The organism is uncultured Sneathiella sp. (genome assembly GCF_963976355.1).
In the GTDB taxonomy this organism is placed as follows: domain Bacteria; phylum Pseudomonadota; class Alphaproteobacteria; order Sneathiellales; family Sneathiellaceae; genus Sneathiella.
Map to the genome: position 1 here is coordinate 371,499 of NZ_CAXBKA010000004.1, position 25,838 is coordinate 397,336.

A 25,838-nucleotide genomic window follows, 5' to 3' on the forward strand; every position below is an offset into this window, starting at 1 on the left:
ACGCGAGCAGGATTCTTTTAATACAATCATTCTCTAAATTTTCACTGCGCACCCATTAGCTGGCATTGGTAATTAATTTTTAGTTGTTTTTATATTATTAACGGCTGTTTCGAGTCTGATGGTATTACCTTGCGATAAAGGATTTATGCCTAAGATTATCATGAGATTGTATACTTTATGTTGGTAGGAATAGTTTTTTAATGACAAGGTTTGCGAATATTGGTGCTTCGTCAATCTTCCTGTTTCTGGCATTTCTCCTTGCCTTGAGCCGACTGGCACCTACCGGGTTCAGCTTTCCTACCTTGTTTGCGTCGGCTTCAATCGTTCTGGTTCTCATCGTCGTCTTCGCACTCAAAGGAAAAAGCGGCCTTTTCCCAGCTTTATGCGCCATCGTCGTGTTTTCTGCGGTTATTTTGATATGGAGCCTGGTGACCCGCCCCCTCTTCGACCCCGGTTATGATGGATATTCATATCATTTGAGCGCTATATGGGACATCGGGACAGGCTGGAATCCCTTTTTGTCCCCCCATAATAATATTTGGGTTGATTCATATCCCAATGGCTATTGGACGTTACAGTCATATATCGTCGCGCTGACCGGCATGCTGCTGTCGGGACAGGCTTTGTCTACTGCGTTGTTAGCCACTGTTGCGTTACTGGCGTATGGCTTCTTTCTGGAAATTCTCTCAAAGCAGGAGCGTCCGCTCCCTCATATTCAGGCTTTGCTTTTCGCGGGCATTATTGTCGCCAACCCGGTGACTCTCGGGCAACTCATGACACATTATGTGGATGGCCCGCTTTATCTTTTTGGCTCTGCCCTTGTGTTGTTTCTGCTTCTGGACGCAACCTCTCAAAACCGTCTCGCCAGATGGAGTGCTATTTGCTGTATCATTCTGATGGTCAACACCAAAACAGCCGCCCTCTACTACGCACCCCTTATCGTATTTGGCGGTTTTGTGTATGATATTATCCGCCAGAAAACGAAAGAACCAATTATGCAGCGCGCGCTTCAATGGATCGGGCGGAAAGGATTTCTATATGGCTTCGCATTTATTTTCGGAGTTGCCGTTATCGGCTACAAACCGTATGTGACGAACGTTGGCGATCATGGAAAACTGCTTTATCCGTCGGTCGATAGAATTATGGACGGCAATACACCGTCAAACATTATTTTGCTCTCAGTGCCAATGAAATTTGTTTATGGCATTTTTTCAAGCACTGAAGAAAGCTCCTCTCCGATTGACGCTCAGGTTGAGCTCAAAATACCCGGAACGTTTTCACTATCAGAATTCAAGGTTCTCCAGTTCGACACCCGGCGCGGCGGGTTCGGCCCCTTTTTCAGTCTGGCCCTGATCACTTCAATCCTCGCATATCTGGGCTGCCGACAAGCCGCACGGAACAGAACACCTTACAGCTGGCGCCGTGAAGGTGACGCGTTCGCAGCCTTTGGTGCAATATTATTTATCTCTTCCATGTTCTTTCCGGAATCCTGGTGGGCAAGATATGTTCCGTTCATCTGGCTCAGCGCTGTGATGTTCGCGGCTACGCCCATTTTCTTGACTGGCAAAGGGACTCTCCCCCACTTTAGCAGAACCATGTCAATCATTGCCCTTCTGTCCTTCATCGGATGCATCGTTGCTGGAACAATTGGTAGCGCCCGCCAGATGTACCATGCGTACAAGCAATCTGTCGTCGTCAATAATCTCAAGGATTATCCAGTAATTGAGCTATCATATTACTGGGATTCAGTGATAAACGGAGACTTCCAGTCCAGCAGCCAGTCCGATGCCGCCGAGATTTATGCACAGATCATGGAAGAGCGCGGCATTCACACTGAAATTGTCGAGAACTACGTCAAGAACAATTGCGAAGCATCCGGCTATTTGTTTGGCGGGATAATCTGGTGCGCTCCAAAATCCTGAAATGCCGGACTTTCTTCCTAAGCTTTATCCTACCCCGTTTTCCTAATTTCAGCCAGTTCCTGACGGAGTTCTCTCACCTCGCGCAAGATGAGTTCCGTTTCATGCTTCATGGCATCGCGTTCCGCATGCGCCTCTTCCGCATGTTCGGATTGCATGGCATCGACAATCACGCCGATAAACAAGTTCAGGACCGTAAACGCCGTCGCAATGATAAAGGGCACGAACAGCGCCCAAGCATAGGGAAAGTCTTCCATTACCGGTCTCACTATTCCCATTGACCAGCTTTCCAGGGTCATGATCTGAAACAGGGTATAGGAGGACTTACCGATAGAACCAAACCATTCCGGAAAAGAGGTGCCAAACAGCTTTGTGGAAATCACGGCGAATACATAAAAAATCAGCACAAGCAGCAGCATTATGGATCCCATTCCCGGAAGGGCTGCCAGCAAGCCGCTGACCACGCGCCGCAGCGCCTCGACTGTGGAAACAAGGCGCAAGACCCGCAAAATCCGGAATGCCCGCAATACGGCAAGCGGACCTGTCGCCGGAATGAGAGCAATAGAAACAACCAAAAAATCGAAGATGCGCCAAGGGTCCCGCCAAAAGCCCCTAAAATCAGCCACCATGCGTGCGATGAGTTCAACCACAAAAATCGTCAGAATCAACCCGTCAATTAAGGCAAGCAATCCGCCTGTTCTCTCCATGACGGTCGCACTCGTCTCCAGACCCAGTGTCACAGCATTGATGGCAATTAATACCAGAATAAATTTGTCTGTACCTGGCCGTGCAAGAAATAAGTTCAGATGTTCTTGGAATTTTGCCATTTTGTAGCGCACACCCCCTTTAATACGTGCTTCGCAACATATGGGTATTCAGCAAATCGCCACAATATTTTTCTGGATTTTTAGCTGCAGGATGGAATGGCTGATCCATGATATCGAGAAGAACGGCAAGGCAGTGACACAAATGGAAGCCGCTGCACGTCCTGTCCCGTATTTTGAAGGAAGCTTGTAATGCTTGGTTGCGGGGGCAGGATTTTGCTTCGCTGTCCTTGGGCCTGTTTCGCAATGCGCTGCATTGCTGGCCCTGCGGGTGAACCTCCTTTATTGGTAGGTTCAACACTTACTCAGTATCCAAAACGTAAAAACCCGCCGAGTGGCGGATTTTGTCGTTTTGGTTGCGGGGGCAGGATTTGGTCTTTATAGACTCATCCGCGCCGATGAGCTGATACCATTGAGATACCGCGATCTTTCAGTGAGTTAGGGGGTTGTCACACTAATTTCGGGAAAAAAACCGGCCTTGGAATAGCCTTCTTCGAAGCAAAAGATCTACGATTCCTGCCATCGCTTCCCCCTCTCACATCATTCAACGCGCAGTTAGACGTTGGCTACGAAACAGTTCGCGTACCTATGGAGAGCTATTGATCATGAGGGTGAGGTTCTTGAAGCCTGTGTTACAAAGAGACGGGATCGAAAGACTTCCCTCAAATTCCGCAAAGAAGAGTTCAAGAAAATAAGAAAAGACAAGGATAAGCAGTACAGAAGTATCATCTCAAGAAAAATTTATAACATGGCTTTATTCAAGGATTTTTATCAAAATTAGACATTCTTTCCAAATATGAAAGCCAAGACTATTGAAATAAATATTCCGGAAATAGTGAGGATTAGGCGGATTTTGTCTATGGTAGTTTTCCCTTTAGCCTCTGCATATGCTTCACAATCTTTTAGAACTTTACCAACTTCTTTTTCTAAACTGGATAAATTGGACAACTCTGAGACAATTTTTCCGATGGCGCTGTTAATTTCATCGTCTAGAGAAGAGTATTCATTTGAAAGAATTTCCGCGATTTCTTTACGAATTTCATCTAGTTCATGTTTTATATCGGCTACTGCTCGTGAGTTTCTGATTTTCTCCTTTTCGTTATATTTATCTTTGACTGTTTTATATCTATGAAGTTCGTTTTGTAGGCTATCAATTCTAGCGTTGAATTTTTCAAAAAAACTGATGAATGTAACTGTTAGCAGCTCATCAGACTTCTCTATAGTACTCTTCCTTTGCTTGCTGGATAGAGATGAATCAAGCGAAACTGACAAATACTGCAAGAATTCTTCATGCGCGAATTCTTTTACAGCAACATTCGAAGTACCCAAAAAAGTTACAGCACATCGATATGCCGCACTAAGCTGGCCATGCTGAAGTATGAGTTGTAGAATCTCGCCATGATACTCTTTGGCGGGTTTGTTTGGACTATCTGGCGGGTATTTCACTTAAATGAATTTAATTATTCATTTTCACTAGAACGACGGGGTGAGATTTTCAGATGAAGACTGCTTTTTCATATCAGTCTTATTCTTTCTTTTAATATACTCCGCAGTCACTGCTTCTATAGGAACATCTTCAACTTTAGCAATAGCCCGTTTTAAAAAGTGAGATAAGCTCTCCCCTTTTTCCATCTTCAAAATCGGTGCTCCCATAGAAAACTCCCATTAATGGCAAATTACGGGCCAGAAAAACTAATCCAGCACACTACATAATTTAAGTCTCAAGCTAGCGATTGTCAAGTATCTATACACTTGACAATCGCTAGCCATAACATTGTATATTCACAACTAAGGATTGATGATATCAGGTATTTATCATAAAGATATAAATTATGAACAACAAATCAAACATGCTTCCTATTGATAAAGGAGATCCTGAATATCTTATAGTGAATCTATCCTTTGCTCTTTTTGGTCATCAACCAGAATATAGAGCGATCAAGGGCGATAGACGAAAAATTCTTGCCCAATATTCTACTTCTGTTATCAGCGTAATCAACCTAATATTTGAACGAATTAAGTCGAGAAGAGTTGAAATAGGCCACTATGACTTTTTTGATGAAGAGTATTTTTATGAATTTTTCAATGGGAAAAAATTTTACCATCTAAAAAAAAGCCTAGAAGAGAATAAAGTCAATTTTAAAGGAAAAAAGAATAAGCATCAAAGAGCAGTGTTTAGGATGATATTGAAACTATGCCACGACGCTTTCGCGTGGAATGTTACTCATCCTGTTGTTGATGAGATTAGAAGAAGAATAGAATACGATAGACATTCAAAAGTTGATGTTTCAGGGCAAATAAAGTCAATAAATCAATTACTTGCTATCATTATTGATTTCATGGAGAGAAATCCACCAGATACACCTGTTACTTATGATGGTGTATACAATCGCCCAATAATAAAAACGGATCAGGCTGGCAATTTTTTGTCACCTTCTGATACAAAGAGAAGCGGGACATATATTGAAGGACGGTATACCATTTATCGGAAAGCGTTTGTAGAGCAAGACAATCAATATAAATACGTTCTCGAGCCACTCACAATCAAATTAAGAGCTTACGGCACAGTGTTCGAATTGAAATCGAAAAATGCTGGGCAAGACGAATATTCTAGATTTCAAGGAGTGGGCTTCTTTTTAAATAAATCCTTCTGGCTGGTTGGTCATTCAAAAGATATATACCCTCGGATGAGAGTCATGGCAGGCAATACTGACGAATGGCGAAAGTTAAAAATGGGTCAGGAGAACAATTGTGCGGCTCTAAGTGTACAATCACATATTAACCAGAATGAACTGATACATCCCAGGCATTGTTACGCTGTAGGTAAATTACAACAGAGAGACGATGCTTCTTCACCCTTCTTGCACATCCCTAGGTTTGTCAAAAGAGAAGAAATTTTAGACTTTATCAGTGAAGCAGAATTAAGCCGTATTGATAGCTAAAAACTAAATCCAATTTAACTGTTGGTGTTCAGGGTATATGAGACAGATATCGATCTGGTTTAGAGACTGTTCAGAATTCTGTGTCACGGTAGTATCACGTGATCTATCTGATCACAGAATTCTGAACAGTCTCTGGAAAGCCGCAACAAATGTATCACTAATCATAAAAAAAGACTGTTCACCGATCTCTACTCATTGTGGTGCCTACTTGCATTTGAAGCAGATTTATTAGACCTTGCTTCCAAAGACCTGGCGGAAAAATATGACAGCTTTATAACTTCTATTGATTCACTATATGATGATATTAAGAATAACAGAGATACAACAAGTTACACACCTGAGCAGGTTAAATATCACGCGAACAGCACAGGTGCAGGAACAGAAGAAGATTCAAGGCGTAACCGTCACGAAGCTTTGAAAAAAGCGTTTTTCAATTAATGTCATGAAAATTGAACAGACGATAAGAAAAAACCATGACGCGTACCGTCAATTGTATGAAGAGTTTTCACTGCAAGTTAAAGAGTTACTGCAAAATGCGTGTGAAAGCAGGAAGTGGTATTTCACAGACCGATTAAAGTCGGTGGAATCGTATGCTCTCAAAATCCTGACTGGTAGATATGATAGATATGAGATCGATGACTTTTATGCCTGTACGATTGTAGTGCCCAATCTTACTCTGATAAAAGATGCGCAATCGCTTGTCGAAGATATATTCAAAATAATAGAGAAAAAACCAGGTGATACTATCTATTATCGACCAACAGAGTTTAATTTTGACGGGATTCGTTACTATTGCTCCTTAAAAGAAAGCGTCGTACAAAAGAGCGACAATGGCTTAAAATTTGAAGTTCAAATAAAAACTTTTCTTGAACACGCTTGGTCGGTTGCTACGCATGATTTTTCCTATAAAGGAAAAGAGTTAAGCTGGTCAAAAGAAAGGTTGTCTGCACAAATTAAAGCTATTTTAGATAATGCTGATATGACAATTTTAGAGATGGACAATGTTTCTAAGTCGCAACCTCTTAATAAACGTAATCCAAAGTACGACATTATCGTCAAGACAATTGAATTTGTTGAAAGCAAATTTGGCAAGCAACACAATATTGCTCTTCCGGAAGATATGAAGCGATTAGCTAGAGAAATTGATCGGGTACTTAAAACTTCTAAAGTAAAACTTTGTGAACTCGAAATTTTACTGGATGAGGAAACTAAATTAGAGCGGGGTTACAAAACTACAAACCTATCGATATATTCAATTGTCTTAGTCGCCTTATTTAATCAGGCTACAGCGAAATTTGTGGCAGGGCTGACACCTAAACCGAAACGGAACTTCCCTTCCATCATTATTCCTGAAGAAACCCGCTTATACGATGAACTTAAAGATGAAAATCTTGAAGGCGTCACCTTTTTAGAACATATTTCGTAGCATGTCAGATACTAATGCCTACACGCAGCCACTTAACTCTAATGTGGCCATGCTTAGTAAGTTGGAAACAGAAGCCGAGATTAGGTTTACTGGGGCTGTTTATACTCCTTATCCTATTGCAAAAGCTTTGGTGGCTAAGGCTCTTCCATTATGTGAAGTAAAAAACTTGAAGATTCTTGAACCAAGCGTGGGTGATGGTTCTTTCATAGAAGCTTTACTTGAGCATGAAATGTGTTTCGATAATATAACTGCGGTAGACATTGACGATGTCGTTATTCAAAAGCTCTCAAAGTTTTATAGAAAAGAAAAATCTACAAGTTTATCTTTCGTCTCTTCAGATTTTCTTGATTTTGTTTCTGCAAATAATAATGCAGATTACGACTTAATAATCGGCAACCCCCCGTTTATCCGTAAGCATAATTTTTCGAAGAATTTTAAAGAAAAATTGGTCGATCTTAGTAAGGAAGCAAACTACAATCTGAAATACATGCAAAATGCTTGGGCCGCATTTGTCGTCGCGTCAGAAATGCTACTAGCTGCAAAAGGAATCCTAGCATTAGTGCTACCATACGAATTGATTAACGTTGGCTATGGAAAAAAACTAATTTCAGAAATTTTTTCTAGATTTGAACAAGTTGACATATACGTACCAGATGAGAAAGCGTTCAAAAGCATTGACCAAGACGCAGTTATTGTCATTGCACAAAAGAAGAATAGAGGTGCCAAGGGTATTCGTATTTGTAGAGCAACCGATTTGGAGAATCTTGACGCCATTTCTCAACACAAACTGGAAACACACTCTTCAAATGATATGTCGCTGGAGTTAGTGTCGTTTCTTCTCCCAAGAAAAACCACAAGTTCTCTAAAAGAAATACGAGAAAATTTTCAAAAAATAGGGGACTTTTGTACGAGTGCGCCTGGATTAGTCACAGCAGCTAATGATTTTTTTATCCTAACCGAGAACGATACTCGTAAGTATGGTTTATCCAATTGGGTAAAACCAGTCTTAAAAAAGGGGAGTTATCTCACCAAACGGCCTATTTTTTCCCAGGAAGAGATGTGTGACCTTTCAGCAAAAAACTTGCCTACGAACTTTTTGTATTTTGATCCAGTCGACAGTGTTAGTAAAGACGCGAATGCTCAAAAGTATATAGAATATGGAGAATCACTAGGAATTAATAAACGATACAAATGTAGGCAGCGACAGGATTGGTACAAAGTTCCTCTAGGCAAAATAGCAGAGGGGTTTTTCTTCAAGCGTTCATTTTATTACCCGCGTTTATGTATTAATGAAGCTAAAGTCCTCACAACAGATACTGCGTATGGAATTAGCTGTTTTGAGAACTATTCGATGAAAGGGCTTTGTTTTTCGTTCTATAATTCTATTACACAATTATTTGCTGAAATAGATGGACGTTTCTACGGTGGCGGCGTTCTGGAATTGACACCTAAAGAGTTTAGAGGGTTGCCGGTATTATATCATGAACCATCAAAAGAAGAGTTTGACGCATTTCTTGCGGTGCATGATGCTTCTGAAGATATCTCTAAAAGTTTATTAGATTTCGGCGATCAATGGTTAAGCGAAAATAGTAGTTTTACCGCCAAAGATATGAATATGTATCGCCAAGCATGGGATACCCTTCGACGTCACAGACTCCGTCATTCAAGAAATGCAGTGCCAACGGGTCCAAACAATGGGCAACTGTAAGCTCAGCTGACTGAAAGTTCTAGTCGAGGAATTTCTGCATCTAAAGGAAGTTGTTTTGACGATGCCACTACCGTGTCTTGATATCTTCCAGCACCCAGTTGTATTGCGAAGCCTTTCGTATAGTGATCTGAAATGTTCCCTTTCAGCATTCATGAGACAGGGAACGGTTAATAAGGTGTTTTTTATTGATTAGACTCGAAATGTTGACCAAGCGCAGCGTTTAGTGCTTTTAAACGCCTGTATGGTTTATCGCGATATATCCATGATTTCTCTTCGCGCTGTTCATCCTTCGCAATCTGGTGCAGCGTTATTTCAACAACATTGTCGACACGCATCAGTGAAAAACGGGCATTATTCGCACCCTGCTACGAAATATGTTGCAGTGCGAGATCAAGTTGCTCAACATTATTTGCAAGGATTTTCAGCATGAATTAGCTTAGTCACGCTCCGGCGCTGACATGAAGCTGAACACCTTCATGCTGTCGCAGCGAGGCCATAAGCTTGGAGATATTCCCAAGACTGGGATTACCGCTTGCACTGAGCATACGCATCAGGCTTTGAGGTTTTTTATCTGTAAGGGTGCCGAGTTCCTGAAACCCGATAGTGGCGTTCACATAATCGCGTAGCAATGTTTTTGCCACATCCACTTCATTATTGAGAATGCATTCCGCCGCTTCTGTAAGCAGACCAACACGGAAGTCAGGGTCATTTTGCGCCCGTTCCTTGATGGTGTCTTTAAAATCACGTGTTAAAGCCATGGCTTTATCCTTTTCTCTTTCGGGTTTTGTAATCCTTCCAGTGCAACTTTGCAGTTTCGATATCGCGGCTTTGCCGCTTTTTCGTACCGCCTCCTAAAAGGATCACCAGCTTATCGCCATCCTTGCCGAAATAAATTCGGTAGGCAGGGCCAAAATCAAGCCTATATTCGCTTACGCCCTGCCCTACGGATTTCACATTCGAGAAATTGCCGTTTTCCATGCGGGCTATGGCTGTACGAACCTTTAGCGCTGCGTGAACATTGAGGCTAGCGAACCAATTCGAATAAGGGTGCGATCCGTCTTCATTCTCAAATTCTACAACAACGATCATATTTATATGATAACATTTAAGTTATTATCAAGCAACATATACTTTTAAGGATTTTAGGAACAATTGAGCTTACCGGCTTCCCCGCCCACATCTTCGAAGAGCCTATCAAGCGCGTTAAAACCAGACAGCGCAGCTAGCTGTGTTGTCTGGTCCGAGGGAGCAACTACAAAACTTTCTCAAAGAGCTTTTTAACGGCCGCCCATTGGTCCATTGGAGGCAAGCCTTTGCGCTTTGTGTAGCCTTGCATCGGAAAGCGCATATAGCGCGGGTGCCAGCCTTCGGGTTTCTCGGAACCATTGCGGCCTTTCAGAAAGGCTTTAATGGTGTCTTTTTGCAACTTAGCGGTTTTAGTAACGCCATCTTTAGCAATGCGTTTTCCCGCAACCTCGCCAAGGATTGCATTGATGGCGGGTTTGTCGCGCAGGAGATCAAAAAACGTATCTTCCGGCTCCCACCAATTCGCCATACCCACGCTCAGGATTTGACCAAGCCCCTCAATAATGGGAGTGCCTGATGCAAGGGTTTCACCCATAGCAAAGGCAAGTACTCGCATTATCTCTTTATCGTTAAGCTGCAAAGTCCTTGCAAATAGAGAGGGAAGTTCCTGCGCCCTTGAGAATCCATGGTTTTTCATCAAAGATTCACGCTCATCTTCAAATCCCATGAGTTTCTTGATTGCGTCACGTTCCTTGGCAAAAGCCTTTTGCGCCTTGCTGGCTTCAATGCTTTGGGCGATTGCCTCATTGCCGCCCGCTCTCTGAGGTTCGGGCTTGACCTCCCATAAATCAGAGCCAGCAATGACATGGCTCACCATGAGCCGCAAAGCAATTTGCGGGGCTTTAAGTAACTCGACCCTGACCGCATTATGACGGTGCAGTTCAAGATAGCGGATCGCCGCCTTTGTCAATTCAGGTTTGGGGTTGGCTTTAACCTCGCCGTCCTCTTTCGCTGCTGCGTGATCAAGGTGTCTGGCTTCTTTTTCTTCCAGCCAACCTTCATAAAACTCAACCTCACCATCGGAGCCACAGCGGATAAAAACCTTGCCGCCTTCCTTCTTACTGCGCTTTTCCCTTTCATAGTTGATCCAGTAATTCGAGTTTTCCAAAATAACGACATCTGACCATCCATCTTCCAAATAGCGCTGCTGACGCTCGCCCACGACTTGCATTTGAAGTGTCCAGAACTTCCCCACATCATCAAAAAACTGTCCTTCCTCGAAGAGGTCCGTAATGATTTTTCCATTATAGTTTTCGAGCGGAAAAAGCGCATGTGATACTGGGATTTCTTTGCCGCCAAACAGCCATGCTTTCAGCCATCTTCCGGTAGGTTCGCTTTCCTTCGGATCGCGGAATAGTTTAAGCCATGCTTTTTGCTGGGCCTTGCTCGCCATCGTCAAAGCACGCAAGGTTTGGGCGTTGATCTCGTCTTTGCGGTAAGCGTTAAGAATGGGCATATGAAGATTGGCTATCGCCAGCCTCTTAGAAACCAGTAATTCGGTCACACCAAAATGCGCCGCAATATCTTCTATGATCAGGCCCTGTTTTTTAAGCATAGCAAAGGCTTCATACTGGTCGATTTCATCCATCGGGAGACGGGCGATATTTTCAGCCAGTGAAGCTTCAATAGCTTTCGCGTCTTCGTCCTCTTCAAGGATGATGCAAGGCAGCGGTTCAACGTCCCCGCCCTCTTCGGCGATAAGCTGACAGGTTCGCAAACGCCGTCCACCGGCTATAACCTCGTAGCCTTCGCAGTTCGGACGGACCAAGAGCGATTGAATAACGCCGATATTACGAATGCTCGGCAGCAAATCACTCACATCATCGCCGCCATGCTTGCGCACGTTGACAGGTGAGATTTTCAGGTTTTTCAGTTCAATATGTTCAAGTTTCATTGTTTTCTTCCTTATATAAAGTTGATTTCGCATCACACCGACACGCAGGAACGCACTAACTAGGAGAGAGCCAATGCGCTCGCGCAAAGCGGCCCTAATACTCATCGGCAAGCATTATGGTGAGGACGCGGAAGGTTTTTTCGGAGTCTGCAGGGTCTTCGCTTAAATGCTGGCGGTCCAGCGCGTAGTAATCGAACTTCCAAAAAACCGTTCCCGCGCCTTCAACCTCAAGACTGCCAAAATCATGTTCACCATACGGGTCGTTTGCCTCGGTAAATTCATCAAAGCTGCGGGTCTTGACGCAGATTTCGGCTTGAACCTCGCTCGGTAAATTGGCGATGCCTTGTGTAAAAACAATCACGCCCTCCCCTGTACGCTCTGTTCGAAACACGCCCACTTGTGAACGGCAACGGTCATTTAATTCCGCAATGCGCTGCGCCTTAATTTCTTCGCTGTCTATATGATCGTTCATTGCGCTACCTCCTGCTTAGAGGTGGTCAAAGGCGCTGCATGGGCCTCGGCGCTTTCCAGCGCAAAATCTGCTGCTTTCTGTGCGTGGCTTGCCGCGCTGATAATGAATTTCGGATCGTTGCGCAGATTGGTGAGCCAGCCCTTGATGTATTGGGCGTGATCGAGGCGCGGGGTTTGCGAAAGGCCAAGCGCGCCGCAAAGCATGGCGCTGCCAAGCTCGGCAACCAGTTCCTCAAAAGCGTAAGCCTGATCGCCAAAACGCCCTGACATATCGCGGTTCAGGCGGTTTGCATTGCCTGTTGAATGGGTAATTTCATGGGCAAAAACGCTGTAATAGCTCTGGGGGCTATCAAACTGGCCAAGCTCGGGCATGGCGATATGCTCGGCAATACCTCCGGCGTAATAGGCACGATCAGAAACCCGCACAGGCAAACGCTCGCCAGCAATATAATTTTTGACGAAACTCTCAGCCTCGGCAATCGGGTTATGGTCCTTAAGTTTGTCTTTAAATTTCTGCTCTACGCCCCGCGCATACTCGCCTTCCACCTGCTCGGAATTGAACACGCGAAAATAACGGGTAGATACGGCACCAATTTTGCCGCTGTCATTGCCCTCATCATCCGTTTCATTAAAGAATTTCCACAAGACAATAATTTGCGAGCGCTCGCCTTTACGAACATTGCACTCTTTATCCTGCCACTGCTTGAAGGTCGCCCATATGTTCGAGGCGTAGCCCGAATGAGACAGCAAAATATGATTGATGCCTCTATATGCTGTGCCCCTTAGATTGATGGGGGAATGCCCCACGCAAAACCACGGCGTTTTAAAATCGCTGGGGTCAACCTGCTCCAGTTGCCTGATGATTTGGTCTGTGACCATTTGATAAATTTTGTTTGACATCCCATTTGCTCCTTTGTTTCCTTTTTTGGCTCTGGATGGGCCAATTTCTCTGCACAACCGCGCGCATGAACCCTTGGCTAGCGCCGAGCGTCAGAACAAAAAAAGCCTCCGCACGTCTCTTTTGGCGGGGGCTTTTCTGACGAGAGATCGAAGAGCGGATGCCTCAAACACTTTTTGTGCGCCACACGGATATTTGGAGCGGGCCAGCGCGCAAAAAGTGTTTGAACAGGCATCCGAAATTCGATGTAAGCTTGGAATTTGGGTTCCAAGCGCACCTTTTTTCAGGTGCGCTTTTTGAAACAGCTCATGCACCGGCGGCGCATACCTTTTCTCTTCCTTCACGCCAAGGATCGTGACCCGCATGGGGCGAAACCGCTCTTTCGCGGGTTCGACAAAGCTTGGTGAATGAATATAAGCCTAGCGGCGTAGAGCCTGGCCCGCTGCATTTTGCAGTGGGCGGCGGGCCGCTACTCTTCTTATTTTATCTTCAAATTGATAAACAATTCACCGCAATTACAGCGTATGGTTTCCGCCGATGTATGACGACGGTGAGTATGCCCGGCTTCCAACGTGCATTCCCGAGCGGAAATGAGCGGGGTCTCCATAGAAAGAAGAGATAAAGAAGGATCAAAAGGCCGGTGATGATCACAGGCACATAGCAATTGTTCACCATTGAAGTAAAATAGGGAAAGGGATTGCCACGGCCAGGATTGCAAGCATAATAATGGCGCCTGCAAGAGACGTCGGTTCCGCCTTTTAGGGAGCTTGGGGATTGCCGGAAATGTTCCTGGCAGAGGCTCCTATCTTTTTTCTGTCTGCCGCCGCACCAAGGGCAAAAATTCTCTCCGCCTCTTTCCCTCTAGCCGACAACACCATATGCTTCCCATCACTAAGGAAACATTGAGTATCATGTTCTTATCTATTTGTGTTTCCTGTATGACGGAACGGAGGTTCTTCGGTACAGAGAAAATGGCTTTTGAATCTGCCGGATTATCACGGGAACATTGGGCCAGTTCTATACCCGTAAGGGAAGTTTTTAAACGCGCCCTTAATAACGCTGTTCTGCGGTATTATCAGACTCACTCCTTACGAAAAACGCATGTGATAGGGGCGATGGAGAACCGCCGCCGATATCAGAAGCCAGAATATTGGCCATGAACATGTTATGACCACTTACAATGCGTATGGAAAATTAAATATGGGCGATCAACGAAAAGCCTTTTTCCGCAACGGAAACAACAAAACTGTTTCGCAAAATATATTCAGCGAAGAACTGATCTAAAAATTGAGTAAAAGAACACAAAAATAGCGGCCTTTTATTTTTAAATCTAGTAAACAACCATAAAAATCATTAATTTTTTCAATATGATATAGAATTAACCCACTCACCTTTTAGGAAAAAAGCAGCGTTAGTGATAATGATAGGGCACTGTTGTCTGCCCGCCAATACCGCCTGATAAAGAATGCCATTGATAAACCTAGCGCCCAATGTTAGATAACAGCTATGAAGAACGTTTTACTCTTGATATGTGCATTTGCTCTTTTCGCCACTGGCTTTGTTTCGGCGGCGCATGCGGATGGTGATATGCAAGGTTCTGACCAGCAGATTGAGTCAAGCATGGATCAGGATAATATGAACGACAATGCAGCCGATCCGTTAAATGATCAGCACTGTGGTCACAGTCATATTGATTTTATTGATCATGCAAAAACCAACCTTTCAGACAGCAAATCAAAGTTATTTGCCACGCTTTCCGAAGCTCCGCTTCCATCCCTTATTTTTGAACTTAAACGCCCTCCCTGGATTTAATTTTCAGGAGTGTGGTGTATCTTTATTCAGGCCAAAAAAGACCATGAGTCTGTCTGATCTAATCTCCAACATTCCCCTATATGCTGCGTAGCGAAAGTTCTCTTTCGTCCGCTAACTGCGTTTTTGTAGATTACTAAGGGAATACTTAAATGAAACAACGATTACGAATACTCGCGATGACGACTGTGGTTTTGCCGCTTATGTTTACCGGCGCGGCGCTGGCTCAGCAGGAACAAAAACCCAGTATAGCTGCTTTCATCAATCATATATGGCAGGCCAGTCCCGCTATCCATGAAGCCGAAGCACGGGTTGCTGCCGCGCAGGCCGGACAAAGAGCTGCTTCACGTTGGCAATATAATCCGGAACTAGAATTCGAGGTTGAAGACGTTGATGGTGAAGATAAAACCATGCTGCTTGGTGTAAGCCAGACAATTGATTGGAGCGGTAAATTCCGCTCATCAGGAAAGACCGCTGAGTTTGAATTGCTGGCTGCTTCCGCAGAACGTGATCGGACACGACAAAATATCGCTCTGGGTGTGTTGTCGGCTTTGGCGGACATCAGGGCTGCAAAGGATATTTTCGGATTGGCGGCGCAACGTTCAAGCCTGATGAAGCGTTTCGCGGGGTTGGTCGAGAAGGGCTTTAAAGCGGGTGATATTGACCAGAGCGAGTATAACCTTGCTCAACTGGCCTTATCCGAAGCCTTGATTGAGCAGGCGGATGCGGGAACAACGCTGGCAGAAAGCAGGCAGGGTCTTGATACCGCCATAGGCTTTCCGCTGGAAAACGGCTTTGCTCTGCCGGATTTACCGGGAACCCTGCCAGAGTTTTCAGATAGTGGTGAAAGCGAAGACGATATTCTTATGAACCTTCCCGCCATTCGCGCCATGAAAAGCCGCGAGGAAGCAGCCAAATCAGTCATCACACAAGCCAATAAGGATAGATTTCCTGACCCCACCATAAGCGTTGTGGGCGGGGAAGATGCTGGGGCCGGTAAGATTGGTTTTTCGGTATCTGTGCCGCTGTATGTCTTTAAAACCTACAGAGCTGAAGTTGATGTGGCGAAGCAGGAAGCGATTGCCGAGGCCAAAGCCGGGCAAAATGCCTTTCATGCCGCTAAAGCGCGTCTGCTAGCCAGCCGCAGCGCTTATCAGCTTTCAAGAAGGGCGTGGGAGAACTGGCAGGAAAACGGGGCGCAAGCCTTGACTGAGCAGTTTAACATTCTTGATCTCAAATTCAAGGTCGGGGATTTAAGCGCGACTGACTATCTGGTGCAGATTGAACAGGCTTTGGATACGGAAGGCGCTGCCAAAGAACTGCATAGCAAGGTGTGGCAATCGTGGTTTTCATGGCTTGCCGCATCAGGAAAAACTGAACAATGGATCCAAAATTCAGGACAACAACAATGAGACACATATTATTTTTAACCGTATTGATAGCTTTAACCTTCTCATATCCTGTTATGGCTGCTGATGATGACCATGGGCATGAGGAAGCTAATCGCGAAAAACATGGTGATGCTCAAGAAGATCATGGCAAAAAAGATAGTCACGTAGATGAAGAAGGCGGCCATGAAGGGGAAGATGAAGAGGAAGAACGCGGTGGGGTTGATCTTTCTCCTGAATCCCTAAAAGAGGCGGGCATTCTTGTTGAGCCTTTAACCCTGCAAAATCTGGCAGGTGAGGTTAAAGCGCCCGGTGAGGTCACCCTTAATTCTTATCTGAGCAGTAAGGTTACGCCGCGCATTGAGGCACAGATTGTGGCTCGTCATGCCAAGCTGGGCGATACTGTTGAAAAAGGCCAGCCGCTTGTCACACTTTCTGGTGTTGAAATGGCCGAAGCCATCGGTGAATTGCAGGTGGCCCGTAAGGAATGGAGGCGCGTGCAACAACTTGGTTCATCGGCTGTTTCTGCTAAACGTTACAGTGAAGCCAAAATTGCCGATGAACAGGCGCGGGCTAAAGCCATGGCCTACGGTATGACCAAAGAGCAGGTTAAAGTGCTGCACGAAAAAGGTCTGGGCGTTACTCCCGGATCATTTCAGCTTATTGCGCCGCAGAGCGGCACCATTGTCAGCGATGATTTTATTGAGGGCGAGTTGATTGAACCGGGCCGCGTGTTGTTTGATATTGTCAATGAATCCGCTCTATGGGTGGAAAGCCGTCTGTCACCGGAACGTGCCAAGGACGTTGAGGTTGGCGCAGGTGCGCGGGTTCACATTCCTGATAACGGCTGGTTGCAAGGCAAGGTCGTTCAAAAACACCATCTTCTGGACGAAGAAACCCGCACGATTGGTGTTCGCATTGAAGTAGATAATGAAGAAGACCGTTTGCACCCCGGCATGTATGTGGACACACGGATTCAAGCAGGAGATGAACAGAAATATTTGGCCGTTCCCACGTCCTCCGTATTGCGTTCTCCCGATGGTGATTGGGTGGTTTTTGTCGAAACAAAGCCCGGTGAATTTAAACCGCAGGAGATCAAAACGCTACGCAACATTGAGGATCATACCGTGATAGAGGGTTTGCCGGAAGGCACTCGGGTTGTCACCGAAGGTGCATTTTTTGTGCAGTCGGAATTGGCGAAAAGTGGTTTTGCCGTACACAACCACTGAGGTGGGATTAGGAGACAAATTATGCTGAATACAATTATTGACGGAGCGATACGACATCGCTTGATGGTAGTATTGATGCTGGCGGCGATTTTGGTCGGTGCTGTAATGATCTTGCCGAAACTCAACCTTGATGCTTTCCCCGACGTGACCAATGTTCAGGTTACGGTCAACACCGAAGCCGAAGGATTAGCGGCGGAAGAGGTCGAACAGCTTATTACCTATCCGGTGGAAGCGGTGATGTACTCTCTTCCCGATGTAGAAGAAGTGCGTTCAATATCAAAAACCGGATTATCCCTTGTCACTGTTGTGTTCAGGGAAGGGATCGATATTTATTTTGCGCGTCAACTTGTCTTTGAGCGTTTACAGGATGCACGGGAGCAAATCCCCGAAGGCGTGGGAACGCCAGAAATGGGGCCGAATACCTCCGGGTTAGGACAGGTTTTTCAGTACATGCTAAGTACTGATAACCCTGAAAAATACGACACCATGGCATTGCGCTCTCTAAACGATTGGGTTGTAAAATTATTGCTTATGCCGATTGACGGTGTAACAGAGGTTCTCTCATTCGGTGGTGACGTTAAACAATATCAGGTCAATCTGGAACCCGCCAAACTGCTGTCTTATCAGATTCATTCCGAAGATGTTGTAGAAGCAATTGAAGAAAACAATCGTAATGCGGGCGGGTGGTATCTCAATCGCGGCGCAGAACAGCTTGTCATTCGTGGTGTAGGCTGGGTGCGTGGTGGCGAAGATGGCTTGCGTGATATTGCCAATGTTCCCGTCAAGGATGAAGACGGTATCGTTGTAAGGGTGCGCGATGTAGCAAAAGTGGGCTATGGCCCTGAAATTCGCCAAGGCGCGGTCAGTATTACCATGCGAGACGAGGCCGGAAAACCGGAACAAATGGGCGAAGTCGTCACGGGCATTGTGATGAAGCGTATGGGCGCGAATACAAAAAACACGATTGACCAGATTTATGAACGTTTGCCAATCATTCAAAATGCCTTGCCGGAAGGCGTGGTGATTGAGGCTTTCTATGATCAAGCGGATTTGATTAGCAAGGCTGTTGATACAGTCAGCAAAGCCCTGATTGAAGCCTTTGTCCTGATTGTGATTGTGTTGTTTCTATTTCTAATGAATATTCGGGCAGCGGCGCTTGTTTTGCTTTCTGTGCCAATCTCCATTGCGCTGGCGCTGATGGCTATGGCTTATTGGGGCGTATCCGCGAACCTTATGTCTCTTGGCGGTCTGGCAATCGCTATCGGGATGATGGTGGATGGTTCGGTTGTGATGATGGAGAATATTTTTAAACATCTTTCCCAGCATGATGAAAACCTCAATCCCGAAGGTGTCAAACTCCGCATTCTGGAAGCGTCCCGCGAGGTCGGGCGTCCGGTGTTTTTCGCGGTATTAATTATTATCGTGGTCTTTACCCCGCTTTTTACATTGGAAGGCGTTGAAGGAAAACTATTTCAGCCTATGGCGGTGAGTATTGTACTGGCTATGCTGGCTTCGCTGATGGTGGCGTTGGTTGTGATTCCGGCGCTTTCCACCTACTTGTTTAACAAGAACGTAGACCACAAAACCAACTTTCTGATTGATGCGTTTGATGCCGCATATAAAAAAGTACTTTCCGGCGCGATGAAAGCCAAAAAGATGGTGGTAATTATTGCTGTTGCTCTGTTTATCGGTTCTATGGCGCTGGTGCCTTTTTTGGGTACAGAATTTGTGCCTGAGCTGGAAGAAGGCACAGTCAATATCCGTGTTACGCTGGCCCCGTCTTCTTCGCTGGAGACATCTTTGGGTGTTGCGCAAAAGCTGGAACGCAAGCTAATGGAATTTCCCGAAGTGCTTTATGCTTCAAGCCGGGTCGGACGTGCTGAATTGGGTGGCGATCCTGAACCTGTCTCTAATGTGGAAATTTATGTGGGCTTAAAGCCGGTCAAGGAATGGACTTCCGCTAAAGACCGCTTTGGATTGCAAAAGCTGATGGAAGAAAAAATGTCCGTTCATCCGGGCTTGCTCTTTACCTTTTCACAGCCGATTGCTACCCGTGTGGATGAACTGCTCTCAGGTGTGAAGGCACAGCTTGCTATTAAACTGTTCGGCCCTGATCTCAATGTATTGGCTGAAAAGGGTAAAGCGATTGAAGGGTTAGTACGCAAGATTGAAGGCGCACAATCCGTAGAAATGGAGCAAATAGCTGGGGAGGCGCAGCTTGTTGTACGGCCTGACCGGGATAAGTTGGCGCGTTACGGTATTCCAGTGGGGCAGATCATGTCTCTTGTGTCTGATGCAATTGGCGGCAGCGACGCCGGGCAGGTTATTCAGGGCAATGAGCGTTATGATATTTACGTTCGCTTTGCCAAGGAATACCGCAATGACGCGCAATCCATAGCTGACCTGATCATGCAGGCACCCAGCGGTGCATGGGTGCGGATGGGTGATGTGGCCGATGTGTCTATTGAAGCCGGACCGCCGCAAATCCGCCGTGATGACGTGCAACGGCGTGTGGTTATCCAATCTAACCTCTCCGGACGCGATATGGGCGGCTTTGTTGAAGAAATTAATAGGCGCATCAAGGAAGAAGTGAAACTCCCTCCTGGCTATTCCGTGGTCTATGGCGGACAGTTTGAAAATCAACAGCGAGCACAGGCACGGCTTATGATCGTTGTGCCGATTTCGCTGGGCATGATCTTCCTGCTGCTGTTTTTTGCTTTTGGCTCAGTACGGCAAGCTGCGCTGATTATGCTGAACGTCCCGCTGGCCATGATCGGTGGGATCGCGGCGCTGTATTTTTCGGAGCAATATCTTTCTGTTCCCGGTTCTATCGGTTTTATCGCCCTGTTTGGTGTGGCGGTGTTGAACGGTGTAGTGATGGTCAACGCCATTAACCTACTTGTGGAAGGTGGTACGGAAGCCGACAAGGCTGTTTTTAACGGCGCGTTGTCTCGTCTGCGGCCTGTTCTTATGACAGCCTTTATTGCAGCGTTAGGCTTAATCCCTATGTTGCTGGCTACAGGCATAGGCTCGGAAGTGCAAAGGCCATTGGCGACTGTGGTGGTTGGCGGACTGGTTTCTTCAACGCTTCTGACACTGTTTGTACTTCCTGTGCTGTACGGGACATTTTCGCGGCGGCTTATTGAGGATTATAAAACTACTAATTAATAAAATAGAATTGGTCAAATGCGGCAATGGTGCGGCAACAGGACAAAAGAAAAGCCGCCCGAAGGCGGCTAACTTATTGATTTTATTGATTGCGAGAGGGCGCATTACGCGCCAGTATGGCGATTACCTCCAAAAGCGGGAGGCGTTGGTTGCGGGGGACCGCAGCTGCCCTGAGGAAATTAAAATTGATACAGAATTCTTCACGATGGTTACGGGAGATCGCAACCATCGTGAAGATCTTGTCGCGACCTTTGATATCTCAAGTTCCCACAATCGCGAAGACAAAGAAATAGAGCACTCCTGTCTCCTTACCGAGAATAAAAGAAAGCATGCCACAAACACTTGCGCCGGTGTTGTCACATTAACTTAGTGGCTGGAGTCTACTGCCCACCATACGTATTTCTTTGTGTCTTGGACATCAAAACGGTATTTTGAATCCAAACTCACGGTCAATATTTTTGCGGGATTCGACAAGAAACCGGTCACCATTCATCAACTGTGATGTTTGCCTATCAGCTGAAAGATATTCATTCCCGGCAGCAAACAGTCCCTCGGGAAGAATCTCGACGTCTTTTTTAACAAGGTCATCGAAAATTCGAGCATATTCAGCGCCTTTGCTAGTGATTTCGGCATCAGTAGGCAACAGACCAGCTTTTTTCTGTTGGTCTCTCCAGGTTAACATTTTGCTTTGTATTGCCTCAAGATCCGCTGGTGATACGATTTCCGCAAACTCATTCTGGATGTGGCGCTGTGCCGCTTCTTCGCGCACAGCCGGTTCGTATTTCTGCCAGTCCCAGTCAGGCGGGAAAACTGCATCATCGTCTTTACTCATCTACGCCTTCCTTTACCACTATCGGGCGCGGGAAAATGGTTATTGTTGCGCGGTAACAATTCGCCGGACGGCGGATTATAGGTGCTTGATAGGTTCGGGCGCTGCCCGAAAAACGTGAGTGTTTTCTGATCGCCGCGCAGATTGAGCCTTGCCCTTGCCAGCGCCTGATCAAAAATATTGTCAAGTTGCCGCCCAAGGTCACCGTTCATGCCAAGCAGAAGATTATCAGATGGCAAACGCCCTTCTTTCACTTGACGTTCCCACCAATGGTTAAGCTTTATACCTTCATAGTCGGTGCAAGTGAGGCTGCTACCGGTGTTTAATAACCGCCCGTTCGGCGCAGTGGCTTCCTGGGTCTGAGCCAAACGGTTCATCAATTCCGAAAAAGCCGGTTCGTATTTCCGCCAGCCCCATTTAGATGGAAAAATTGCATTATCATCTTTGCTCATCTGCGTCTTCCTTTGCCGCGATCAGGATCATGCGGTTTAAATGGGTCAATTTTTTTGGGTTTCTTTCCGGAGGGATCTTCGGCTTGTTTGCGCGCCATTTCTGCCGCGAGCTTAAACTCAAGCTGCAAATCACCCTGCTCCATCTTCTTTGCAGGCTCGGCGCGCTTGCGCATCTCTTGCGCTAACGGCGAGGTATGACGATTTTTGGCTTTGCTCACAGCCGCCTTCCTGCCTGGCGGGCCAAGCGTGAGGTTCATGGCAGGCATATGCGGCTGGCCCCTTCTGGCCTGAACAGCCCTACTTCGCTCAAGCGAGAGGCGAAGCGATTTCTGTTCTTTGGCCTGCGTCTGGCTAAGGGCGCGGCGCTGGCGCTCTTGATCGAGCCTTTGCATGTTATGACGGCGTTCTAGCTCGAGACGCTCGATGCGTTGGCCCTCATGCAGCGCACGCCTGTCCTTGAGAAAAGTGCTGCGGGCTTTGGCATCGTTATATTTATGGAGATGGGAGCGCAGCAGCTCTACGCCGCTGGCTTTTGCCAGAAACGCGCTCAAGCCTTTTGGTTTGGCCGCCTCGCGTTCGGCCCTGATCTCGCGCGCCTTATTCACATAGTGCCGGGACACCGCTATCCGCAGCGTGAGCTGGTCCTTTGACTGCTGCGATTTTTCGCGCTCGTGCAGGGCGCGTTTGGCTTCAATTTGGCTTTCGAGTTTTTCGCGCTGGATCTTATAAACCTCGCCAAGCCGCTCAAGCTGTTCGTGAATTTTACGCGATTTTTCCTGATCTTTCAGAGCATGCAAATGCTGCGCGGCCAAGTCCTTCGCGTCTTCAACAGATGGCAGGGTCTCTTCGGAATATTCATCGCCCAGAAATTCACGGACGGCTTTGGTCGTTGCTGATTTATCGTCAATGAGCTTGGGGAGCGAATTTGTATGACCGTGAATATCGACCAACACAAAAGGTCTCTTACCTTGGGCCAATATGTAACCGTGATATTCAAGAGCCTGAACAAAAGACGAGGCGCTATCGCGCTGGCGCCAAAGCTCTGTGACTACCTCCATGCGCTCTTGTTTGGAGATACCAAGCTGATTTTCCTGAGCTTTATCGTAAAGAGAAAGCTGGCGGTAATTCTGGCGCTTGCGGTCTTCAAGTTTGTAATAACCCGGCGCAAGCTGAATATCGTGATCACGCGCAAATGCGCGCGTTACGCCCATGAGCTTATCGTAGTCATAGGCCATGTGGATGGCCTTGCATTCCTGCACGTCGATACGCGACCAGACGACATGACAATGCTCTCGAAGCACGCCGCGCTTATCCTCCTTGATATGAAAGACAACTGCCCTGCCCTGCCCGTGCAGTCCCAACGCCTCTTCGGCGCGCTGTATGTAATCCGCATAAAGCGCGCGCGCCATTGGACCTTGCGCCGTGTCCGGATTGATCGACAGGCTATAGAGATAATTCTTGCATTTGGTCATGGCCTGGGCTTGCGCCTCGAACTCGGCAAAGGCGCCGTGGAGATCACCGGCCATAGCGCCGCGAATGTCGGCCACTTCGACATACTCGTTGTCGTGCGCATTGAGAAGATGAGCGGCCAAATCCGCACCGCCACCGCGCTGAGAAGCAAAAGGAATGAGGCTCATGGTTTTCGTCCCAACAACAAAAACAGCGCCGAACGGATCTCGATCAGGATGAGCTTGATGTCTTCGAGCAGGACTTTGATTTCCGGATCGCGCGCAGCCACAGCATTGAAGGGTTTAAGCCGCTCCACAATAGCTTGACCAAGACCAAGAACCAGCGCGAGCTTCCTGTTTTCAGCGGGGCGATGACGGTTTCGGCCAAAGACGGCTTCGGTGATAAAGGCGTTGAAAGACAGGCCGGACACAGAAACGCGGCGCTCCAGCTCCGCTTCCAGATCTTTGGGCGGGCGGTATGAGCGTTTGCGCCGGGTATTTTTCTTAAGCTGCTGGGTCATAATCCTCCCATTTTACAGTGCCGCGAAGAGGCAAATCCTCGCACCGCGCAGGCACCGGGGTTCTTGGGCACCGGATATGTCCCAAGTCGTCATGCGGATGGCCGAGACCATCTGGCGCGCATCCAAACCGCGAAGGGTTGGTCAGGTTTTCTAAGGGCGCTGAAAGCTCTTAGATCGGTGGCGGCGGAGAACCGAAATCTCTGGCCGTCCTCCAAGGAACGTTCCTTGGCCGATGGTTAATCCAAATGGAGAGCGGGCGTCTCCAATTGGTCGTACTCCGGGATGGCGAAACACCCGGTCGTGATTGAACGGCGAAACGTTCTCCTCGCTCGCATCAAGGCTCGATGCCTGATGTGAGCGACCAACCCCTTAGTGAAAACATGCATAGTGCGTGTTTGAACTTAGGGGGTCCAAGGGGGGTTAGCGGGGGACTGGAAGTCTCCCCTCAAGGTAAGCGGTGGGACCACCGCATACCTTGTACCAACTCACGTCCTCTATATTCCATAATACCATAGGTTATAGGCATTACAGGCAAAATTCTGTGCTGCACCTGCGTAAGATGCACTGCGATATACACTACAATATTTAGGCTCACGAGGATACCGCGAGGAAATTGCATAACGCGGGCATTGATACTGACACGCTCTTAACCGGATGCATCCGGACAATCAAAATTGATGGAGTGTACATTCCAATGTCTGATCTTATGAGAACGGGTTCCGTCCCGCTGGACACGACTAAAAACTTCGATCCGTCCTTGCGGCCAACCCAGGACACGTACGATGCCTTACAGAAGGCTTATGATGAAACAAATTACGCGCTATTCGAAGACCAGCTTCCCAATTGTCTGATAACGCTGCAACGGCGCGCCCGGACGATGGGGTACTTCTCACCGAAACGTTTTGCGCGCGGTGACGGTCTCCACACTCATGAAATGGCACTCAACCCGGCATATTTCCACGAATGCGAATTGATCGATACTTTATCGGTACTTGCCCATGAAATGGTTCATGTATGGCAAGAGCATTTCGGCAAGCCCGGACGCGGCCGTTATCATAACCGCGAGTTTGCGGAAAAATCGAAAAACCTGGGTCTTTACCCGTCCGATACCGGCGAGGCAGGTGGCAAAGAAACCGGCGACCGGATGAGCCACTATATTATAGAAGGCGGCGTGTTCGAGCGTTTTGCCCAAAGCCTGATCACCTCGGGGTTTGTAATCGAGTGGACGGAAATCCCGGCTGAACAACCGAAATCTGTCATCGATGGCGAAGACGAACAGAAGCCAAACAAAACAGGTAAGCGTGTTAAATATACATGTTTATCTTGCGGTCAAAATGCGTGGGCCAGGCATGAAGCCGCGCTTGTGTGCGGCAACGAAATGGGGCCAATGGTCCCGGCGGCAGGACTAGCGTCATGAACGGCTGGATGCTTGCGCCGTTGCTAATGGCTATGACCGCACTCTATGCAGGCGGGGGTTACTATCTGAGCCTCTACGCCAAGGACAAGGCCGGACTTGCGGCTGTGTTTGGCTCTTTTGCGCTCTATGGGCTTGGGAACCTGCTTTATTTGCTTGTCATCAAGGCACATGGTTATGGTCTGGCTGTCACGCTATCAGGCGTTGCCGTTACGATCGTCAACCTTGGCGTGGCGGTACTGATCATGGGAGAGCGCTTTTCAATTCTTCAAATGTTCGGTGCGGCTGTCGCGGTGATTGGCGTGACGTTAATTTTGATACCAAGCTCAGGCATTACGAGTTAGCAGCGAAGGACATGGCGGTGCTCGTGCGGGCTGGCAATGCGGGAGCTGCCGCCCTGCCGTAAAAACCC

Annotated in this window: 25 protein-coding genes; 12 read left to right on the forward strand and 13 right to left on the reverse strand. The window is 46.9% G+C overall.

Annotated elements, in window-relative coordinates; translation table 11 throughout:
- The first annotated feature begins 200 nt into the window (after positions 1-200).
- A complete protein-coding gene (locus AAC599_RS11990; protein WP_340150638.1) occupies positions 201-1,922 on the forward strand; it encodes a hypothetical protein in 1,722 nt (573 codons plus the stop codon).
- Between the two features lie 29 nt (positions 1,923-1,951).
- Here the strand turns inward: AAC599_RS11990 and AAC599_RS11995 are convergent, their stop codons facing one another.
- The 3 genes from AAC599_RS11995 to AAC599_RS12005 form a co-directional block, all read right to left on the reverse strand.
- Positions 1,952-2,746, reverse strand: coding sequence for an ion transporter (locus AAC599_RS11995; RefSeq protein ID WP_340150639.1), 795 nt, complete (start codon positions 2,744-2,746; stop codon positions 1,952-1,954).
- Between the two features lie 774 nt (positions 2,747-3,520).
- Positions 3,521-4,189 carry a hypothetical protein gene (locus AAC599_RS12000; protein WP_339635224.1) on the reverse strand — a complete coding sequence of 223 codons (669 nt, stop codon included), beginning with the start codon at positions 4,187-4,189 and terminating at the stop codon, positions 3,521-3,523.
- A 27-nt stretch (positions 4,190-4,216) separates the two neighbouring features.
- On the reverse strand, positions 4,217-4,396 hold the full coding sequence (locus AAC599_RS12005; protein ID WP_339635223.1) for a hypothetical protein: 180 nt from the start codon (positions 4,394-4,396) through the stop codon (positions 4,217-4,219).
- A gap of 179 nt (positions 4,397-4,575) precedes the next feature.
- Between AAC599_RS12005 and AAC599_RS12010 the strand changes: the two genes are divergently transcribed.
- The 4 genes from AAC599_RS12010 to AAC599_RS12025 all read left to right on the forward strand — a co-directional run bounded on the left by AAC599_RS12010 (position 4,576) and on the right by AAC599_RS12025 (position 8,819).
- On the forward strand, positions 4,576-5,685 hold the full coding sequence (locus AAC599_RS12010) for a hypothetical protein (protein WP_340150640.1): 1,110 nt from the start codon (positions 4,576-4,578) through the stop codon (positions 5,683-5,685).
- A gap of 195 nt (positions 5,686-5,880) precedes the next feature.
- Complete coding sequence (locus AAC599_RS12015; protein ID WP_340150641.1) at positions 5,881-6,123, forward strand: hypothetical protein; 243 nt, start codon at positions 5,881-5,883, stop codon at positions 6,121-6,123.
- A 4-nt stretch (positions 6,124-6,127) separates the two neighbouring features.
- The gene (locus AAC599_RS12020) at positions 6,128-7,111 is read left to right on the forward strand and encodes a RelA/SpoT domain-containing protein (protein WP_340150642.1); all 984 of its coding nucleotides are present in this window, start codon (positions 6,128-6,130) and stop codon (positions 7,109-7,111) included.
- Between the two features lies 1 nt (position 7,112).
- Positions 7,113-8,819, forward strand: coding sequence for a class I SAM-dependent methyltransferase (locus AAC599_RS12025; protein WP_340150643.1), 1,707 nt, complete (start codon positions 7,113-7,115; stop codon positions 8,817-8,819).
- Between the two features lie 440 nt (positions 8,820-9,259).
- Here AAC599_RS12025 and AAC599_RS12030 read toward each other — a convergent pair whose 3' ends face one another.
- The 6 genes from AAC599_RS12030 to AAC599_RS12055 all read right to left on the reverse strand — a co-directional run bounded on the left by AAC599_RS12030 (position 9,260) and on the right by AAC599_RS12055 (position 13,533).
- The gene (locus AAC599_RS12030; protein ID WP_340150644.1) at positions 9,260-9,577 is read right to left on the reverse strand and encodes a transcriptional regulator; all 318 of its coding nucleotides are present in this window, start codon (positions 9,575-9,577) and stop codon (positions 9,260-9,262) included.
- 4 nt (positions 9,578-9,581) lie between these two features.
- Complete coding sequence (locus AAC599_RS12035) at positions 9,582-9,908, reverse strand: type II toxin-antitoxin system RelE/ParE family toxin (RefSeq protein ID WP_339635206.1); 327 nt, start codon at positions 9,906-9,908, stop codon at positions 9,582-9,584.
- Positions 9,909-10,071: 163 nt separating this feature from the next.
- Positions 10,072-11,799, reverse strand: coding sequence for a ParB/RepB/Spo0J family partition protein (locus AAC599_RS12040; protein ID WP_340150645.1), 1,728 nt, complete (start codon positions 11,797-11,799; stop codon positions 10,072-10,074).
- Positions 11,800-11,893: 94 nt separating this feature from the next.
- Positions 11,894-12,271 carry a DUF3768 domain-containing protein gene (locus AAC599_RS12045; protein ID WP_340150646.1) on the reverse strand — a complete coding sequence of 126 codons (378 nt, stop codon included), beginning with the start codon at positions 12,269-12,271 and terminating at the stop codon, positions 11,894-11,896.
- The gene (locus AAC599_RS12050) at positions 12,268-13,170 is read right to left on the reverse strand and encodes a zincin-like metallopeptidase domain-containing protein (RefSeq protein ID WP_340150647.1); all 903 of its coding nucleotides are present in this window, start codon (positions 13,168-13,170) and stop codon (positions 12,268-12,270) included. Before AAC599_RS12050 ends, AAC599_RS12045 begins: the two co-directional genes overlap by 4 nt.
- A 90-nt stretch (positions 13,171-13,260) precedes the next feature.
- A complete protein-coding gene (locus AAC599_RS12055) occupies positions 13,261-13,533 on the reverse strand; it encodes a hypothetical protein (RefSeq protein WP_340150648.1) in 273 nt (90 codons plus the stop codon).
- 1,141 nt (positions 13,534-14,674) lie between these two features.
- Here AAC599_RS12055 and AAC599_RS12060 point away from each other — a divergent pair.
- The 5 genes from AAC599_RS12060 to AAC599_RS12080 all read left to right on the forward strand — a co-directional run bounded on the left by AAC599_RS12060 (position 14,675) and on the right by AAC599_RS12080 (position 21,132).
- A complete protein-coding gene (locus tag AAC599_RS12060; RefSeq protein ID WP_340150649.1) occupies positions 14,675-14,980 on the forward strand; it encodes a hypothetical protein in 306 nt (101 codons plus the stop codon).
- A gap of 149 nt (positions 14,981-15,129) precedes the next feature.
- Complete coding sequence (locus AAC599_RS12065) at positions 15,130-16,389, forward strand: TolC family protein (RefSeq protein WP_340150650.1); 1,260 nt, start codon at positions 15,130-15,132, stop codon at positions 16,387-16,389.
- Entirely contained in the window at positions 16,359-17,594 is a 1,236-nt protein-coding gene (locus AAC599_RS12070; protein WP_340150651.1) for an efflux RND transporter periplasmic adaptor subunit, read from the forward strand. Before AAC599_RS12065 ends, AAC599_RS12070 begins: the two co-directional genes overlap by 31 nt.
- 21 nt (positions 17,595-17,615) lie before the next feature.
- A complete protein-coding gene (locus AAC599_RS12075) occupies positions 17,616-20,762 on the forward strand; it encodes a CusA/CzcA family heavy metal efflux RND transporter (protein WP_340150652.1) in 3,147 nt (1,048 codons plus the stop codon).
- Positions 20,737-21,132 (forward strand): hypothetical protein, encoded by a 396-nt coding sequence (locus tag AAC599_RS12080; protein WP_340150653.1) that lies wholly within the window; start codon positions 20,737-20,739, stop codon positions 21,130-21,132. The genes AAC599_RS12075 and AAC599_RS12080 overlap by 26 nt, the downstream gene beginning before the upstream one ends.
- Positions 21,133-21,180: 48 nt before the next feature.
- Here AAC599_RS12080 and AAC599_RS12085 read toward each other — a convergent pair whose 3' ends face one another.
- The 4 genes from AAC599_RS12085 to AAC599_RS12100 are packed head-to-tail and all read right to left on the reverse strand — an operon-like array spanning position 21,181 to position 24,012.
- A complete protein-coding gene (locus AAC599_RS12085; protein WP_339635197.1) occupies positions 21,181-21,594 on the reverse strand; it encodes a hypothetical protein in 414 nt (137 codons plus the stop codon).
- Positions 21,591-22,043, reverse strand: a complete 453-nt coding sequence (locus AAC599_RS12090; protein ID WP_340150654.1) for a hypothetical protein — start codon at positions 22,041-22,043, stop codon at positions 21,591-21,593. The genes AAC599_RS12085 and AAC599_RS12090 overlap by 4 nt, the downstream gene beginning before the upstream one ends.
- On the reverse strand, positions 22,040-23,680 hold the full coding sequence (locus AAC599_RS12095) for a hypothetical protein (RefSeq protein WP_340150655.1): 1,641 nt from the start codon (positions 23,678-23,680) through the stop codon (positions 22,040-22,042). Before AAC599_RS12095 ends, AAC599_RS12090 begins: the two co-directional genes overlap by 4 nt.
- Positions 23,677-24,012, reverse strand: coding sequence for a hypothetical protein (locus tag AAC599_RS12100; protein WP_339635194.1), 336 nt, complete (start codon positions 24,010-24,012; stop codon positions 23,677-23,679). The genes AAC599_RS12095 and AAC599_RS12100 overlap by 4 nt, the downstream gene beginning before the upstream one ends.
- 694 nt (positions 24,013-24,706) lie before the next feature.
- Here AAC599_RS12100 and AAC599_RS12105 point away from each other — a divergent pair.
- Positions 24,707-25,429 carry a SprT-like domain-containing protein gene (locus AAC599_RS12105; protein WP_340150656.1) on the forward strand — a complete coding sequence of 241 codons (723 nt, stop codon included), beginning with the start codon at positions 24,707-24,709 and terminating at the stop codon, positions 25,427-25,429.
- Complete coding sequence (locus tag AAC599_RS12110; protein ID WP_340150657.1) at positions 25,426-25,770, forward strand: hypothetical protein; 345 nt, start codon at positions 25,426-25,428, stop codon at positions 25,768-25,770. The genes AAC599_RS12105 and AAC599_RS12110 overlap by 4 nt, the downstream gene beginning before the upstream one ends.
- Positions 25,771-25,838 lie beyond the last annotated feature (68 nt).